This is a genomic window from Thermocatellispora tengchongensis (genome assembly GCF_014202315.1).
Lineage (GTDB): Bacteria > Actinomycetota > Actinomycetes > Streptosporangiales > Streptosporangiaceae > Thermocatellispora > Thermocatellispora tengchongensis.
In genome coordinates this window covers 147,315-163,601 of sequence record NZ_JACHGN010000004.1, presented here as the reverse complement: position 1 = coordinate 163,601, position 16,287 = coordinate 147,315, and the positions used below count along the sequence as shown (strand labels likewise).

Sequence of the window (16,287 nt, the reverse complement as noted above, 5' to 3'; positions counted from 1 at the left end):
GGGCCGCGTCTGTCCGGGGCGGCGTCACCGGAGGCCCGGCCGTTCCCGTCGTCCGGCCCGTGTCTGTCCGGGGTGGCGTCTTCGGAGGTCCGGCGGCTCCCGCCGTCTCGTCCGGGGGCACGGGGGACGTGCGGGGAGAGGTGGAGCCGGTGCCGGGCGTGGGGGAGCCTGAGCCCGCGCGGGTGGGGCTGGCGCGGAGGGCGTCGCCGGTCGAGCCTTTGGACCGTGGTGAGGCGGTGGGGCCGGGGGCGATGGAGGTGACCACGCCCGGTGGGGGCGCGTTGGCGGATGAGGTCGCGGCCTCGGCTCGGGCGCATGTCGCGGGGCAGGGTGTGGCCCGGCGGGGCGGCGGGGTCGAGCCGGGCGGGCTGCTGCCGGGCTCGCGGGACTCCGGTGGGCTCGGCGTCTCGGCGCTCGGGGCCGAGCGGGTGCGTGAGGTGGCGGGGCTCGTGGGACGGCTGACCGGGCTGGACCTGGCGGGGGCCTACCGGTCGCTGCCGAAGGGGCTGCCGCTGCTGACGTACCGGGTGTGCGCGGAGTCGGACGGCGTACGGGCGGCGTGCTCGGGGCCGCTGCCGCTGCTGAAGCCGGTCGGCGTGGACGTCACCGGCGACGGCACCGCCGATGTGGTGGCCGACCTCGTGCCCGCGCCCGACCTGGGCGAGGTCGTGGCCGCGGCCCGCGCGCCGCTGGCCGCGCTGACCAGGTCCGAGGCCCGGCGCCGCGGCGAGCTGGCCGGGAAGATCAGCGCCAGGCTGGGCTTCGTGTCCTGGCGGCTGCCCGGCGGCGACACGGAGGGCGGGCCGCTGCGGGCCCAGGTGTGGGCGGAGTACGAGGTGCCCGCCTCGGCCGGGTTCGCCGCCGCCAGGCGGGTCTCGATCGGGTTCGACGGCCTCCGGCGCGGCGCGTCGCTGTCGGGGCTGGACTGGGTCCGGTTCGCCGCCGCGCCGGACGCGGACTCCCCGGCCACCGTGGTCGTGCGGGCCGAGGCGCGGCGTGAGGAGGCGGGCGCCTCGGTGGCCACGGTGGCCGGGGTCGGCGACGTGGCGGGCGATCGGCCCACACTGCTCAGCCTGGCCCAGGCGCCCGTGCCCGGACGAACCGCCATACGGGCCGCGTTCGAGAAGGGCGCGCTCGCGAGCACGGTCTCCGTCTCGTCCTCGGCCCCGGCCACGCTGGACGCGCTGGCGCTGACCCGGGACCGGTTCACCCACCTGACCCTGGACCGGCCGCGCTCGCAGGTCACCGCGACGATCGGCCGGGCCGGCGGCGGCGCGGGCGTGCGCTTCGCGGGCGGCGCCGCCGTGGACCGCGCCGAGCTGCGCGACTACGCCTACCGGGGCGGCGCGCTGGTCCGCGCGCTCGTGGCCGGGGTCACCGGGCTGCCGCCCGCCTTCGCCGCCCGGTACGAGACGCGGGGCGGCGCGCCGTCCATCACTGTCACCGGGTCCGCGCCGCACCCCAAGGCGGCCGAGCTGCTGTACTACGACGCGGCCCGGGGCCGTACCGTGGTGCGCGCCAAGGCGACCGGCCTGGCCGCCCGGCTCAGCCTGACCGCCGACCCGGCCAGGGCCGCCATCGCCGCCGAGGCCGCCGCCCCGGTCGGCTCGCTGGACGCGGTGCTCCAGCGCGGCGGCGGCGCGGTGTCCAGCCCGCGCGGCGCGCACGCGACGCTGATCAAGGACGGTGCGGCGCTCGGCGTCTCCGCCCGGCTGACCGGCGTGAAGCGGGTGGACGTGCGCTACGGCCGCCGCCCGCACGCCGCCCTGAGCGGGGTCGCGGGCGACGCCTCCTTCGTCGCCGCGGCGAGTGTGGACCGCACTCACCTGGCCCGGGTCGAGCTGTCCAACACCCCCGCCGAGGTGCGGGTGGACGTGGACCCGCGCGGGCGCCGGGCCGCCTTCCGCGCCGGCGGCGTGATCGACCGGGTCCGCGCGGCGTACGCGAACACCCGCACCGGGCCCACGATCGACGGGACCATGCGCGGCGTGCGCTCCGGCGTCGCGGCGTCCTGGGACCTGGGCGCGCGCACGGTCGCCTCGGTCGCCGCCGCCGCGCTCGCCCGCGCCGAGGTGTACGTGAACCGGGCGTACGTCACCAGGCCGGGCGGCGCCCAGGAGGTGCGGGTCGCGGTGGACGGCGTACGCGGCAGGGTCACCGCGACCGCCGACGTGCCCGGCCGCCGCCTGGACTGGACCGCCGACCGCCCGGTCACCGCCGTGTCCGCGTTCGCCCGGGTCCGGGCCGGGGACCGCGTCTACCGGGTGGCCGCGACCGCCCGCGGCGTGCCCGCGCGGTTCGAGGCGGCCTGGGGGCCGGGGACGTACCGGTTCCGGGGCCTGACCGGGCCGCTCGGCTCGGCCGCGGTCGCGGTCGCCAACCACGACGGCGCGACGGCCCCGTCCGGGCCGCACCTGGCCGCCCACTACGAGCAGGCCACCGGGGACCTCGACGCCAGCGTCCGCGTGGACGGCCTGTCCAGCGCCGAGTTCACCGGCACCGGCGCCGGGTTCACCGCCGACGTGCGCGGCAAGGGGCAGGCCGTCGCCCTGGACGCCGACGTGCGGCTCGCCGGCGACCTGCGCTTCGGCGCGCTTGGCACGCTCGGGCCGGTGCCCGGCAGACTCACGGTCACCGCCGCGCCGGGCGGCGTGATCGGCTACGACACCCACGGGGCCGCGCTCGACCTGCGCGCGGAGGTCTGGCTGGGCAAGGCCGCCGCGCTCGCGGGCGGGCACGCGCCCGGCCCGGCGATCCCCGGCACGCCGGGCGTCTCGCTGGCCGACCGCGGCTGCGCGGCCGGCTCGCCCGGCTGCGCCAAGGACACCGGCCCGTTCTGCACCCCCTCCCGCGGCTGCTTCGGCCTGCGCGGGTACGTCGGCATGCGGCTGCCCGCGAAGGTCACCGTGGACCTCGCCCGCCGGACCGCCTCCTTCTCCGGCTACCGCCCCGAGTCGGGCAGGCTGGCGGTCTACCTGGCGGGCTCGGTGCTGCCGCCGCTGCCGGTCCGGGCCGTCGCCACCCTCGACGGGCTGCCCCCGGCCGTCACCGGCCTGGCGCTGGGCCCGCTGGAGACCGGCACGGGCGCGGCCGGCGGGGCGATCAGGGCCGGGTACCGGCTGGACCCGCCCTCGGCCATCGCCTCGCTCGCGGTCACGGCCCAGGCCGATACCGGCGGCCCGTACGGGGTCGTACGCGGGCGGCTGGAGCTCGCGCCGGTGCCCGCGGCGGTCTCGGTGACCGGCACGTACGGCGCGAAGACCAGGATCGCGGTGGCGAACTCCGGGCCGATCGGGAAGCTGGTGGCCAAGGTGACCGTCGTGCCGCGCGGCGCGCGGGCGGGCACCGGCCTGGTCCGGTTCACCGACGTGCCCGCCCGGTTCACGCTCGCGGCCGACGCCGCCTCCGGCGGCCTGCGCGTGCCCACCCTGGGCTACCGTGCCGAGGGCGGCGAGAACACCCTCGACGGCCTGTTCGCGGTCGAGGGCCCGCTGGTCGCCCGGGTGCGCACGGCGGCGCGGGCCCGGCTGCTCGGCGCCTCGTTCCGGGTGCGCGACCTCGCCGCCGACACCACCGTCCGGCTCAACCCGGACCTGTCGGTGGACCTGGTGTCCCGGCCGGTGCCCACCGGGCTGCTGGAGGCCCACGCCGGGCTGAGCGTGGAACCGGTGCGGCGGCAGCGGGCCAGGGTGCGCCGGGAGATCCCGTACACCGGCGGGCTGGCCGGCTTCGCGCTCGACGGCCACGTCGGCTTCGGCCCGAGCACGATCGGCGACTTCTCCGTGGCCGTGCACCGGATGTCCTGGCTGAAGATCCGGCCCGGCAAGGTGCCGTTCGGGCTCAGCGCGCCGCCCGCGCTCGGTTACGTCATGCCGGGCTTCGAGGGCGCGTACGACCGGGTGGACGTCCGCGCCGAGGGCGTGGACCTGAGGCCGGATGTGGACATCGTGGCCAGGATCGACCGCAAGGTGGGCCCGGACGTCTTCCGCGACCGGCTGAGGCTGGGCAGGGCGACGTCGCTGTCGTTCCGCCGCTACGACGGCCGGATGCGCCCGATCAGCGCCCGCCAGCCGATCAGCGTGGGGCCGGCCGAGGTCGCCTGCCTCGCGGTCAGCACCAGGCCGGGGCCGGTCACGGGCGGCGGCGAGAACGCGATCACCCTGCGCGGCGCGGACGGCCCCCAGCTCGTCACCCTGCTCGACCCCGGCGGCCAGGTCAACGGATACGCCCTGGACCTGCTGGCCTACTTCATGTCGCCCTACCCGGGCGCCTCCTGGGAGGTCACCGGCGTCGATGCCGGCGGCTGCCGCTGAGCGCCCCAGGCGAGCGCGGAACGGTCGTCGGCACTACCATCTCGGAAGCGCCGGAGTTGCGTCCGGCGCAGGTGCGTCGGAACGGTGGAGATGGGTGAACGAGAGCTGGGAAAGCCGCCCCTGGGCCTGCCGGAGGACCTGAGGCGGCTGTTCGCCGACGGCGGGATCGGGCGCAGCCTTCCGCTCCGCCTCCCTCCCGGCGGGGTGGTGTGGCCCGATCCGGGGTACGCGCCGCACCTGACGTACGACCGGCCCGCGTTCTGGATGAGCGACGAGCCGGTCTCCGCCGCGCTGTGGGCCGAGCTGCGCGCCCGGCACCCCGAGTCGGGGCTGTGGCCGGTGCTGCTGGAAGAGACGATGCAGCCGTGGTCGGCGGGCCAGATCGCGCCCGACACCCCCGACGAGGTGAGCAACTACAACCCGGCCCTGTTCATGGCCGAGGTGTGGGACGACTGGATCGAGCAGTGCCGCGAGGATCAGCTTGAGGAGCTGGAGCCGTTCGGCCGGCACTGCCCGGGGCTCGCGGAGCCCGGCGTGCTCATGGCCGACCCCGGCTACGTCGCCGACTGGTACGCCGGGCTGCTCGCCGAGCGCCGCCTCCCGCTCGGCCTGGCCGCGGTGGACCGCGGGGCCGACGCGCTGGCCGTCATGGGCTGGCAGGGGGCGCTGCACCACAACGAGTGGACGGCGCCGCTGGCGGCGGTCGTACGGAGCTGGGAGGACCGGTTCGGGGCCAGAGTGGTCGGCATCGGGTTCAACACGCTGGAGCTGAGCGTGGCCGCGCCGCCGGTCACGCCCGAGCACGCGCTGCACGTCGCCGCCGAGCACTGGGCGTTCTGCCCCGACAGCATCATCCAGGGGCCGGGCACGCTCATCGGCTACGCCGAGCAGATCATGGGCCGCAACGCCTGGTCGTTCTGGTGGGACTGACCCCTGGGCTTGGGCTCACGTGCGGGGCGCGAGCACGCGGCCGGCCATGCGGGCGTACATGCGGTGCGGGCTGGTGACGGCGGCGGGGGTGAGGAAGCCGGGCAGCATGGGCAGATCGACGGCGAAGGGCTCCAGGCGGTCGTACAGGGCGCGGGCGTCGGCGGGGCGCCGCTCGGGCTGCTTCTCCAGCAGCTCGGCGATGAGCTTGTCCAGCTCGGCCGGCACGCCGGGCACCGGCGGCGGGCGCTCGTTGACCTGCTTCTCGTAGACGGCGTACTCGGTGGGGCCGGTGAAGAGCTGGCGGCCGGTCAGCATCTCGTGCAGGACGCAGCCCAGGGAGTACAGGTCGCTGCGCGGGCTCGCCACGCCGCGCTGGATCTGCTCCGGCGCCATGTACGCCGGCGTGCCCAGGATCTGCCCCACCCGGGTGAACTGCGTGGTGTCGGCCTCGCGCAGCATGGCCAGCCCGAAGTCGAGCACCTTGACGCCGCCGTCGGGGCAGAGCATCAGGTTGGTCGGCTTGAGGTCGCGGTGGCAGATCGACAGCGCGTGTGCCGCCGAGAGCACCGCGCAGGCCTGCGCGGCTATCGCCGCCGCCCACGGCACCGGCAGCGGGCCGTGCTCGCTGACCACGTCGGCGATCGTCACGCCGTCGATGAACTGCATCACCTGGTACAGCCGCTGGTCGGAGGCGCCGAAGTCGTACAGGACCGGCGCCCCGGGGTGCTCCAGCCGGGCCAGGATGCGCGCCTCGCGGGTGAAGCGCTGCTCCAGCTCCGCGTCGTGCCCGCCGGGCACGCGCAGCAGCTTGACGGCCACCTTGCGGTCGAGATGCTTGTCGTGGCCGGCGTAGACCGCGCCCATGCCTCCCTGGCCGAGTGGGAGGTCATCCAGAACGTAGCGGTCGCCGATGACCATCCGCCCCTCCTGTGGACCTTTCAGGGAAGCCTACGCCCCTTCGGCGTACGGCCGCAGATGACCGTCGGCCAGTCCTTCGACACCCAGCCGCACCAGGGTCTCGCCCAGTTCCGCGGTCTCGCGCACCTCGGCCTCCAGGGCGAGCAGGGTGCGGAAGGCCGCGCCGTAGGCGCGCTGCTCGGCCAGCGGCAGGCGCGGCACGCGGGCCCGCCGCGCGTCGGCCCGGCTCGCGCCCGGCCGGGTGGCCGCGGACGTGCCCGCGTGGCGCAGGTAGCCCGCCAGGAAGTCGGGGTCGAGCCGGTCGGGATCGACGCGGTACAGGGTGAGCTGGGGGCCCAGCACCACACCGCCGGGCGTGGTCTCGTCGGCGCCGCCGGGCCCGGGGGCGAGTATCGGGTCGCCGGGCCGCAGCACCCGCACCGCGCCCATGGCGCTGACCACGACGTCGCCGGGTTCGAGGCGCACCAGCCCGCGCCCGCCCGGGGTGCGGCCCGAAGGGGCCCGGCCCGCGGCCACGTCGTCGGCCTGGAGCACCGGCACCTCGCCGGAGCCCGTCGCCATCTTGAACGGCGCCTGGTGGATGGTGACCAGCCCGGCCTTGACCAGCTCGCCGACCGAGGTCATCAGCGGCTGGCGCCGGTCGGCGACCACCTCCAGCGCCGACACGGCCGCGCCCAGGGCCTCGGACGCCGCGCGCAGCCGGTCGCGGGCCGCGGTGAACTCGCGCCCCAGGTCGGCGCCGCTGCGCCGGGGCCGGTGCCGCGCCGGGCCGAGGTCCACCTCGTCGTCGAGCAGGTCGATGATCCGCACCGCGTGCCCGGGGCCGGTCGCGCCGGCCTCGGGATCGCGCAGGTACGCCCGCCAGGCCCGCTCCACCTGCGCCAGGTCCTCGCCGGCGTCCATCAGCAGCAGCCGCGAGGGCGGGCGCTCGCCGGGCTCGGGGCGGCGCAGCAGCCACAGGTCGGGCCCGGTGGGGGAGAGCGCCACCACGCCGCGCAGCGCGCCCGCGCGCAGCAGGTTGCCGCGGATGCGGCGGCCCGGACGCCGGCCCGCGGCGCCCGAGGGCATCAGGATCGCCACCGCGCCCCCCGGGCGGGTGCGGGCCAGGCAGTGCTGCACCCAGGCCAGCTCGGACTCCCCGCGCGGCGGCAGGCCGTACTCCCAGCGCGGGTCGCCGGTCAGCTCGTCGAACCCCCAGGCGCGCTCGTTGAAGGGCGGGTGACATATGACGGCGTCGGCGCGCTCCTCGCCGAACCCGTCACGCCGCAGCGAATCTCCTGAGATGATCTCCGCGTGGGACCCGCGCAGCAGCAGACGTACGGCCGTGATCGTCGCGGCGGCGGGGCTCGCCTCCTGGCCGAGCGCCCTGATGCCGCGCCCGCGCGCGCTCGCGTGCAGCAGCAGGGTGCCCACCCCGCAGGCGGGGTCGAGCACGTCGCCGCCGCCCTCGGGGACCACCAGCCGCGCCATCAGCTCGGCGACCTCGGGCCGGGTGACGTCGAGGCGGCGCGAGTGGGCCTCGGCGTAGCGCTCGCACAGCAGCTCGAAGGCCGCGACGGGGCCCAGCTCGGCCGACAGCTCGGCGATCAGCCGGGCCAGCTCGGGATCGGGCCAGCCCGGTTCGGGCGTGGAGGGCGGGCCGTCCTCGGCTTCGCGGGGCAGGCCGGGGCCGGGCGTGTGGGGCAGGTCCACGGTGGCGGCGGCCACGGCCGCGGGGAGCTGCCGGACGAAGCGGGCGTCGGGCTCGGCGGCGAGGCGGCGCCAGCCCTTGGCGTCGCGGGTGAGGTAGAGCAGCAGCGCGCCGGCGCGGGCCACCAGCTCGCCCAGGTGCAGGTCGTCGCCGGAGGCCCGCAGCCGCTGCCACACCCGGTCGCCCAGCGAGACCTCGTAGACCTTGCCGTTCTTGCGCAGCCAGTCCTCGATTTCGTGCAGCGAGAACTCCGGATTGGTGGCCGTGCCGCCCACCGGCCTGGGAAAGTCTTCATAGCGGCGACGCCAGTTGCTCACCGCGGCGCGCCCGACTCCGGCGAGCCGGGCGATGTCTCCCGCGTTGACGGTAGCGTCGCTCCTCATAGCGGCCACCCTAATTGACGGTTGTCCCGATGGTCTACAGCTTCTTTGCTTGTGAAGTGACTCAACCAGTGATTTACTTCTACTATGGCACACAACCTGCGCTACGCCGCAGCCTCTGACGTTGGCCGCCGCCGCGAGCAGAACGAGGACTCCGCGTACGCCAGTCCCCGGGTGCTCGCCGTCGCGGACGGCATGGGCGGCTACGCCCATGGTGAGGTGGCGAGCTCGGTGGCGATCACGGCCATCGCGGCTCTCGATGACAGCGTGCACGAGTCCGGGCCGGGTGTCGATCTGCAAGACGCCATGAGATCGGTGGTCAAGCAGATCAACCACACGCTGGGCGAGATGGCCGAGGAGGACCCCGGCCTGCGCGGCATGGGCACCACCCTCACCGCCATGCTGTGGGAGGGGCGCAGGTTCGCGCTGGCGCACATCGGCGACTCCCGTGCCTACCTGCTCCGCGACGGCGCGCTCTACCAGATCACGCACGACCACACGCTGGTGCAGACCCTGGTGGACGACGGCCGCATCACGCCCGAGCAGGCGTCGGTGCACCCGCGCCGGTCCATGCTGCTGCGCGTGCTGGAGGGCACCGGCGACGGCGACCCCGACGTGCGGGTGCGCGAGGGCGAGCCGGGCGACCGCTACCTGCTGTGCTCCGACGGGCTGACCGCCGTGCTCGGCCCCGAGACCCTGCACGACGTGCTGACCCGGATGGCCGAGCCCGAGGCCGCGGTGGCCCGGCTGATCGAGCTGGCCAACGAGGGCGGCGGCCCCGACAACATCTCCTGCGTGGTCGCCGACCTGATCGACATCGGCGAGGCGCGCGTTCCCCCCGGTCCCCGGCTCATCGTCGGAGCGGCCGCGCAGTGAACGCGGCGAACCCCGTGCCGCGCCCGCCCGCAGGGGGGAGCCGGGCCGCGTCGTGCCAGGTCACTTGGGTGCCGGCGCCGGGCGGCCTTCCCGCCCACGCGAGCACGGCGGGTCGCGAAGGCTGATCGGGGAGGGGCCTCCGGAGCGATCCATGAAACTTTCAGCCCTGCCGCACCGCCTGTCGCAGGTCGAGTGAAGATGCGGTAACGGGGGGTTCCCAAGTGTGCCCATGACGCCTAGTCTCGAATGGGAGCGCTCCCACAGCATTTCCCCGCCGTTCTGGAGGCAGACGTGCCACACCCCCAGCCGACCGCCGTACTCCAGGGTGTGGAGCACCTGCCCGCACGCACCGCCGCGCCCCCGTACCCGTCCGGCCCGACCCTCGTGTCCGCGCTGCCGGGCGACTTCACCGTGGTGTCCATGCTCCCGGGCGAGGTGACCAGCGCCGCCAAGGCGCGCAGGATCGTGCGCGACCACCTGCGGGTCTGCGGCGACCTCGCCGACGACTGCGCGCTCATCGTCAGCGAGCTGGTGACCAACGCGGTGCTGCACGGCGGAGGAGCCGTACGCATGCGGCTGACCGCCCGCGAGGGCTGGGTCTACGCCGAAGTCGGCGACGACGGCGCCGGGCTGCCCCGCAGGGGCGCCGGAGACCTGGACGCCACCGACGGCCGCGGCCTGCTGATCGTGGCCGGCCTCGCCCGCGAGTGGGGCGTGGTGCGCGGCCCGGACCTGCGCGGCAAGACGGTCTGGTTCGTGCTCGGCGAGCCCGGCTGACGCCTCCCGACCCTTCTCAACCCTCCTCGCCTGCCTCGCCGTGCCGGTCAGGCCGGCTCGTAGCCCAGGGCGTTGAGCACCTGCCGGGCGATCTGCTCCGGCCGCATCGTGGCGACGTCGAAGGTCATGTCGGCGATCTCCTCGAAGAACGGCCCCCTGCGGGCACGCTGCTTGGCCAGCATCGCCCGCAGGTCGCTCTCGAAGTGCGGGCGGTGGGAACCGGACGACATCCGCTCGGCCAGCACCTCGTCCGCGGCGTCCAGCCAGATGACCACCGCCGGTTCGAGCAGCGCCCGGATGTCGGCCCGCTCCACCGTGCTCGCCGCCGCCGCGATCACCGAGGGCGGCTCGTCGCGCAACGCCTCGCGCAGGTGCTCCGCCTCGCGGTCGTGCAGCACCTCCGGGCCCTCCTTCTCGGCCATCTCCGCCGCGGACGCGCCGTAGCGCTCGCGCATGTCCGGATCGCTGTCGCGCATCCTGCGGCCCAGGGCGTCGGCCAGCAACCGGGAGACACTGGTCTTGCCCGAACCCATCAAACCGACGACGACGATGGGCGCGGACGCGTCGAAGGACCTCACTTGGCCATTACCTCCCGTGTGGTCGAGCACGAACGAACAGCATCCTGCCCCTCTCGGCGCCGAACCTCCACCGGGGGCACGTTTGAGATCCGTGGAGCGGATAGAGGGCGTTCGTTGGCCGCAAGGAGGTAATCCCATGACCATCGCCGGCAGCATCGTTCTGATCATGCTGGGTGCGATTCTCACCTGGGCCGTCGAGTTCGACCTCGCCGGCCTGGACATCAACGTGGTCGGCGTCATCCTGATGGTCGGCGGGCTGGTCGGGCTGCTGTTCGGCCTGTACCGCATCAACGCCACCCGCCGCCGTACCGTCATCGACGACGACGCCGCCCACACCGACGCGTACGGCCGCCCGGTCGGCTCGGGCACCCGGCGCGTGTACGAGGAGCGCCGCCCCGACGACCCGCTGCTGTGACGCCGTTTCCCCCCGGCGTGCCGGGGCAGGCGATCCACTGTAACGGGAGGTGTTGACCAAATGCCCGCACGTGAAGAGTTGCCGTCCACGCTGCGGCGGTCCCCCAAGGACGCGCAGGAGACGTGGATCAAGGCGCACGACTCCGCGGTGGAGACGTACGGCGAGGGGGCGCGGGCTCACCGCACCGCCTTCAGCGCGCTCAAGCACTCCTTCGAGAAGGTGGGCGACCACTGGGAGCGCAAGGCCAAGAAGGGCCCCTCCGACCGTCAGGCGGAGCGCGGCACGCCCAGGCCCGGCAAGACGGCCGAGGGCGTGGACGCCAACGCGTCCAAGGAACACCTGATGGACACCGCCAAGCGGCTCGACATCCGCGGCCGGTCCCGGATGACGAAGCAGGAGCTGGTGGACGCCATCAAGAAGGCCAACCGGCGCGCGACCGCCAAGGCCCGTTCCTAGCGCCATACCTCACCGCCGCTCCGCGAAGGGCCGCCCGGGGCACCCCGCTCCGGACGGCCCTTCGCCCGCTGCACGCCGCAGCCCTACGCCCGCTGCCCACCGCCGCAGCCCTGCGACCGCTGCACGCCACCGCAGCCGGCGCCGCTCGGGGCGGCCCCGCGCTCGCTGCGCGCGCCGTTTCCCCGGGCGTCGCTCCTGGCGGCCCGGCGCTCGCTACGCGCGCCACTTGAGCCGGCGTACGGCCTCGGCGATGGCGGTCCGGTCGATCCCGGCGTCGCGCAACTGCTCCTCGGGCGTGGCCGAGCCCGGCATGCTGCGCACCGCGAGCTGGACCACGCGCGGTCCCAGGTCGGCGACCGCCGACAGCACCGCCTCGCCCAGGCCGCCCTCGGCCCAGTGGTCCTCGACCGTGATCATGTTCCCGGTCGTGGTCGCCGCCTCGCGCAGCGCGTGCACGTCCAGCGGCTTGATCGAGTACAGGTCCACGACCCCGGCCATGATGCCCTCGGCCTCCAGCGCCTCGGCCGCGGCCAGCGCCTCGTGCACCGTGATCCCCGCGGTGACGATCGTGGCCAGGTCCTCGTGCGAGCGGCGCAGCACCCGGCAGCCGCCGATGGGGAACTCCTCGTCCGGCCCGTAGATCACCGGAGTCGCGCCACGGGTCGTGCGCAGATAGGAGACGCCGTCGCGGCCGGCCATCTCCACCACCAGCTTGGCCGTCTGATTGGCGTCGCACGGGTAGAGCACCGTGCTGCCGTGCACCGCGCGCATCATCGCGATGTCCTCCAGGCCCATCTGCGACGGCCCGTCCTCCCCGATGGACACCCCCGCGTGCGAGCCCACCAGGCGGATGTCCGCCCGGCTCACCGCGGCCATGCGGACGAAGTCGTACGCGCGGGTGAAGAAGGCGGCGAACGTCGCCGCGTACGGGGTCCAGCCGCGCACCTGCATCCCCACCGCGGCCGCCACCATCTGCTGCTCGGCGATGTAGCACTCGAAGAACCGGTCCGGGAAGGACTCGGCGAACGTCTCGGTCTTGGTCGAGTCGGCCACCTCGCCGTCCAGCGCCACCACGTCGCGCCGGGCCGCCCCCAGGGCCACCAGCGCCTCCCCGTACGCCGTCCGCGTGGCGATCCGCTCGCCCACCGGGAACGCGGGCAGGCGCAACGGCTCGGACGCCGCGCCGCTCGCGCGGGTGACGGCCTCCGGCTTGGCCACCCGCACGCGCAGCGAGCGCGGCCCGCCCAGCTCCTCCACCGCGCGATCCGGGTCGGCGAGCGGCTTGCCGTGCTTGCCCTCGCGGTTCTCCACATCGCTGACGCCCTCACCCTTGCGGGTGCGGGCCAGGATCGCGGTCGGCCGCCCCCGGGTGACCCGGGCGTCCTGCAGCGCGTAGTCGATCTGGCCCGGGTCGTGCCCGTCGATCTCGATGGTGTGCCAGCCGAACGCGCACAGGCGGCGGGCGTACGCGCCGGTGTCCCAGCCGTGCCGCGTCGGGCCGCGCTGGCCCAGCCGGTTCACGTCCACGATCGCGGTCAGGTTGGCCAGCCCCTCGTAGCCGGCGTGCTCGGCCGCCTCCCAGATCGACCCCTCCGCCAGCTCGCTGTCTCCGCACAGCACCCACACGTGGTACGGCACCCGGTCCAGCCGCCGTCCCGCCAGCGCGATGCCCACACCGACCGGCAGCCCCTGGCCCAGGGAGCCGGTGCCCACGTCCACCCACGGCAGCCGCGGCGTCGGATGGCCCTCCAGGCGGCTGCCGTGCTTGCGGAACGTCAGCAGCTCCTCGTCCGTGATCGCGCCCGCCGCCTTGTACAGCGCGTAGAGCAGCGGCGAGGCGTGTCCCTTGGAGAAGATCAGATGGTCGTTGCCCACCGCGCCGGGGTCGTCGAAGTCGTAGCGCAGATGGCAGGCGAACAACACGGCCATCAGGTCCGCCGCCGACAGCGACGAGGTCGGATGGCCGGACCCGGCGGCGGCCGACGCCCGTATGGCGTCCACGCGCAACTGCGCGGCCAGCTCGCCGAGAAAGTGCAGGTCAGGGTCTGGCATGAGAAGCTCCTCGCTGGTGAACGTCCCAGCCAGCTACCCGCCAGCCCCGCCGGAAACGCCCTCCGGCCGCCCTATCGGCGCCGGGCGTTGCGCAGCAGGACCGCCGCCGCGCCGCCCGCCGCGCCCACCGCCGCGGCGGCGGTGGCCAGGCCGCGGTGCTGCGACAGCCACAGTTGCGGGCTGGTCGCGGCCGACCGCTCGTCGAAGCTGCCGTGGGCGCCGTAGTCGCGGTCCTCGTCGGCCGGCTCCCACAGGTTGGACACGCCCGAGGGCGGCTTGTCGTCCGTCTGCTGCGACTGGATGCCGCGCCGGGCGAGATAGCGGTCCACGAGCGCCGGCGCGATCCGCTGGGCGAGCAGCGTGGCGACCGTGGGGGTGCCCACCCAGTACTCCTTGCGCTCCGGGTGGGCCGCCGCGTACACGAGGGCGTCGGCGGCGACCTCGGGCTGGAAGATCGGGGGAACCGGCTGGGGATGCCGGCGCAGCCGCGACAGCACCCAGTCGAACTGCGGGGTGTTCAGCGCGGGGAGCTGGACCATGGTGATGTGGATGGGGCTGTTCTCCGCGAGCAGCTCGGTGCGCACCGACTCGGTGAAGCCCTTGATCGCGTGTTTCGCCCCGCAGTAGGCCGACTGGAGGGGGATCGCCCGGTACGCCAGCGCCGACCCCGCCTGCACGATCGCGCCCCGCCCGCGCGGTCGCATCAGGTCCAGGGCGACCTTGGTGCCCCACACGTACCCGAGGTAGGTCACCGCGGTCGTGCGCTCGAACTCCTCCGGCTTGATGTCGGTGAAGCGGGCGAACACCGAGGAGAACGCCACGTTCATCCACACGTCGATCGGGCCCAGCTCGGTTTCGACCCGCTCCGCCGCCGCCCTGACCTGGCCGTAGTCGGCGACGTCCGCCTCGAACACCAGGCCGCTGCCGCCGGAGACGCCGACCTCCACGGCCGCCGCCGACAGGCCGGCCGTGCCGCGGGCGATCAGCGCCACCTGGGCTCCCTCCTCGCCGAGCCGGCGCACCACGGCACGGCCGACGCCGCCGCTCGCCCCGGTGACGACCACGACGCGGCCGGCCAGCGGCCCGCGCTCCCGCGCCGCGGTGGCGAACGGCCCCTCGCTCAACTGCTCACTCGAACCCGGCACTACCATCCCCCTCCCTCTCCCGCGCCGCCTGGCGGCGCACGGCGAACACGATGTCCACGATGGCCCCGACCGCCACGACGGCGGTCACGGCGGTCAGCAACGGCAACCCCGCCACGAGCCCCAGCGTCCCGAGCGCGACGGCGAACACCAGCACGAACGAGCCGAGCCTGATGTGCACCACGTCCCGGGGCGTGGACGGAGCGGACATGCGTTCCCGCTCCGGCCTGTTGTGTCGAGTCATGTCCCTCTCCTCCGGCTTGGCGTTGGTCCGGTCCTGCCGGATCACACCCCCGTACCCCTCGAACCGCCCGTCATGCGGGACCGGAAGGGGCGGGGCGCGGTTTCGTGCCGCGGCAGGCGGGCAGGCGATCCGGTCGGGGAGAACCTGCGTGCTCCCCGGCGAGACGACCCGGAAACCAGCCGCGGGACTGGGTCCCGCGAGACGAGGTCCCTCGGGAGGGACGTGACGATGACCGACGAAGCCCCGCAATACGTCGCGGCGCGGGTCCAGCAGGCCCTCGCCGAGGACGAGCGGACCCACGAGCTGGGCATCCGTGTGGACGTACGGGGAGACCAGTTGTTCCTGCGCGGCCAGGTGCCGGCGCAGGAGCGCAGGGAGATCATCTCGACGGTGGCGTCCGAGGCGGCGCCCGATCTGAAGGTCCGCAACGAGATCAACGTGGTCGAGGTCCGGGACCCGGGTGAGGAGGAAGCCCTGTGAAGGCGCACATAGCGGCCGTAGGCGACATTCATCTGGGGGAGGACCTTCGCGGAAAGTACCGGGCGCAGGTGGCCGGCATCGAGCACCGCGCCGACGTGTTCCTGATCGCCGGCGACCTGACCCGGCACGGGACGGTCAAGGAGGGCAGGCTGGTCGCCGAGGAGTTCCGTGACCTGCAGATCCCGGTGGTCGCGGTGCTCGGCAACCACGACTACCACTCCGACGCCGAGGAGGAGATCGCCGACCTGCTGCGCGACGTGGGCATCACGGTGCTGGACGACAACTCCACCGTGATCGACTGCAACGGCATGCGGCTCGGCATCGTCGGCGGCAAGGGCTTCGGCGGCGGGTTCGCCGGCAAGTGCGCCAGCGAGTTCGGCGAGCCGGAGATCAAGGCGTTCGTCCGGCACACCAAGGCCATCGCCGACAGGTGGCGGATCGCGCTGAAGGAACTGGACGCCGACCACAAGATCGTGCTGTCGCACTACTCGCCCGTCAAGGACACCCTGGAGGGCGAGCCGAAGGAGATCTACCCGTTCCTGGGCAGCTACCTGCTCGCCGAGGCGGTCGACTCGGTCGGCGCGGATCTCATCCTGCACGGGCACGCGCACCTGGGCACGGAGAAGGGCAACACACCGGGCGGCATCCGGGTGCGCAACGTCGCGATGCCGGTGCTGCGGCGGGCGTACGCGTGCTACTGCCTCGACGGCGCCGGCTGAGCCGGGCGCCCCGCACGCGCAGGCGCGCGAGCCCGGGGGAGGGGGTCCGGCGCGGCGGCCGTAACCGCCGCGCCCGGATCGCCCGCCCCCGGCCCTCGCGCCCGTTCATGCCGTCTTCCATGGGGCCCGCCGGGGGCCTCATACATTGAAGATGCTCACACCGCCCGGACCCACGAGGAAGCCGAGGACGATGAGGACGATCCCCCACAGGAGATCGCGCCTTGCGAGAATGACGTAGATGCCTGCGATGACGAGTACGACTGCGATGATCCAAAGCAAAGTGGCCATGGGCCCGCAACTGCCCTGGAGCGCGGCCT

15 protein-coding genes are annotated in these 16,287 nt (G+C 74.7%); 8 read left to right on the top strand and 7 right to left on the bottom strand.

Translation table 11 applies throughout. From position 1 onward, the window contains the following. Positions 1–218: 218 nt before the first annotated feature. Together HNP84_RS10135 and HNP84_RS10130 are read left to right on the top strand one after the other, a co-directional pair. Positions 219–4,313 (top strand): hypothetical protein, encoded by a 4,095-nt coding sequence (locus tag HNP84_RS10135; protein ID WP_185049230.1) that lies wholly within the window; start codon positions 219–221, stop codon positions 4,311–4,313. 90 nt (positions 4,314–4,403) lie between these two features. Then, positions 4,404–5,243 carry a DUF4253 domain-containing protein gene (locus HNP84_RS10130; protein ID WP_185049228.1) on the top strand — a complete coding sequence of 280 codons (840 nt, stop codon included), beginning with the start codon at positions 4,404–4,406 and terminating at the stop codon, positions 5,241–5,243. A 15-nt stretch (positions 5,244–5,258) separates the two neighbouring features. Here HNP84_RS10130 and HNP84_RS10125 read toward each other — a convergent pair whose 3' ends face one another. Both HNP84_RS10125 and HNP84_RS10120 read right to left on the bottom strand, forming a co-directional pair. Beyond that, a complete protein-coding gene (locus HNP84_RS10125; RefSeq protein WP_185049226.1) occupies positions 5,259–6,161 on the bottom strand; it encodes a serine/threonine-protein kinase in 903 nt (300 codons plus the stop codon). A gap of 30 nt (positions 6,162–6,191) precedes the next feature. After that, positions 6,192–8,234 (bottom strand): N-6 DNA methylase, encoded by a 2,043-nt coding sequence (locus HNP84_RS10120; protein WP_185049224.1) that lies wholly within the window; start codon positions 8,232–8,234, stop codon positions 6,192–6,194. 84 nt (positions 8,235–8,318) lie between these two features. Here HNP84_RS10120 and HNP84_RS10115 point away from each other — a divergent pair, with 84 nt between their 5' ends. Together HNP84_RS10115 and HNP84_RS10110 are read left to right on the top strand one after the other, a co-directional pair. Beyond that, entirely contained in the window at positions 8,319–9,107 is a 789-nt protein-coding gene (locus tag HNP84_RS10115; protein ID WP_185049222.1) for a PP2C family protein-serine/threonine phosphatase, read from the top strand. A gap of 291 nt (positions 9,108–9,398) precedes the next feature. Next, positions 9,399–9,884 carry an ATP-binding protein gene (locus HNP84_RS10110; RefSeq protein WP_185049220.1) on the top strand — a complete coding sequence of 162 codons (486 nt, stop codon included), beginning with the start codon at positions 9,399–9,401 and terminating at the stop codon, positions 9,882–9,884. A gap of 47 nt (positions 9,885–9,931) precedes the next feature. On the opposite strand, the gene HNP84_RS10105 is transcribed toward HNP84_RS10110, so the two are convergent. Further along, positions 9,932–10,462: a shikimate kinase gene (locus tag HNP84_RS10105; RefSeq protein WP_312924276.1), complete on the bottom strand. Its 531-nt coding sequence runs from the start codon at positions 10,460–10,462 to the stop codon at positions 9,932–9,934. Between the two features lie 136 nt (positions 10,463–10,598). Between HNP84_RS10105 and HNP84_RS10100 the strand changes: the two genes are divergently transcribed. Next, a complete protein-coding gene (locus HNP84_RS10100) occupies positions 10,599–10,877 on the top strand; it encodes a hypothetical protein (protein ID WP_185049216.1) in 279 nt (92 codons plus the stop codon). A 60-nt stretch (positions 10,878–10,937) separates the two neighbouring features. Further along, positions 10,938–11,333 (top strand): ChaB family protein, encoded by a 396-nt coding sequence (locus HNP84_RS10095; RefSeq protein ID WP_185049214.1) that lies wholly within the window; start codon positions 10,938–10,940, stop codon positions 11,331–11,333. 213 nt (positions 11,334–11,546) lie between these two features. On the opposite strand, the gene HNP84_RS10090 is transcribed toward HNP84_RS10095, so the two are convergent. From HNP84_RS10090 to HNP84_RS10080, 3 genes are all read right to left on the bottom strand, one after another. Beyond that, the gene (locus tag HNP84_RS10090; RefSeq protein ID WP_185049212.1) at positions 11,547–13,385 is read right to left on the bottom strand and encodes a transketolase; all 1,839 of its coding nucleotides are present in this window, start codon (positions 13,383–13,385) and stop codon (positions 11,547–11,549) included. 71 nt (positions 13,386–13,456) lie between these two features. After that, positions 13,457–14,464 (bottom strand): SDR family oxidoreductase, encoded by a 1,008-nt coding sequence (locus tag HNP84_RS10085; protein ID WP_376771863.1) that lies wholly within the window; start codon positions 14,462–14,464, stop codon positions 13,457–13,459. A 49-nt stretch (positions 14,465–14,513) separates the two neighbouring features. Continuing rightward, complete coding sequence (locus HNP84_RS10080; protein ID WP_185049208.1) at positions 14,514–14,771, bottom strand: hypothetical protein; 258 nt, start codon at positions 14,769–14,771, stop codon at positions 14,514–14,516. Between the two features lie 228 nt (positions 14,772–14,999). On the opposite strand from HNP84_RS10080, the gene HNP84_RS10075 reads away from it, so the two are divergent. Continuing rightward, positions 15,000–15,251, top strand: coding sequence for a BON domain-containing protein (locus HNP84_RS10075; protein ID WP_185049206.1), 252 nt, complete (start codon positions 15,000–15,002; stop codon positions 15,249–15,251). Then, on the top strand, positions 15,248–15,970 hold the full coding sequence (locus tag HNP84_RS10070; RefSeq protein ID WP_185049204.1) for a metallophosphoesterase family protein: 723 nt from the start codon (positions 15,248–15,250) through the stop codon (positions 15,968–15,970). The genes HNP84_RS10075 and HNP84_RS10070 overlap by 4 nt, the downstream gene beginning before the upstream one ends. Positions 15,971–16,108: 138 nt before the next feature. Here the strand turns inward: HNP84_RS10070 and HNP84_RS51045 are convergent, their stop codons facing one another. After that, positions 16,109–16,258: a GPGG-motif small membrane protein gene (locus HNP84_RS51045; RefSeq protein WP_175593845.1), complete on the bottom strand. Its 150-nt coding sequence runs from the start codon at positions 16,256–16,258 to the stop codon at positions 16,109–16,111. Positions 16,259–16,287: the final 29 nt, after the last annotated feature.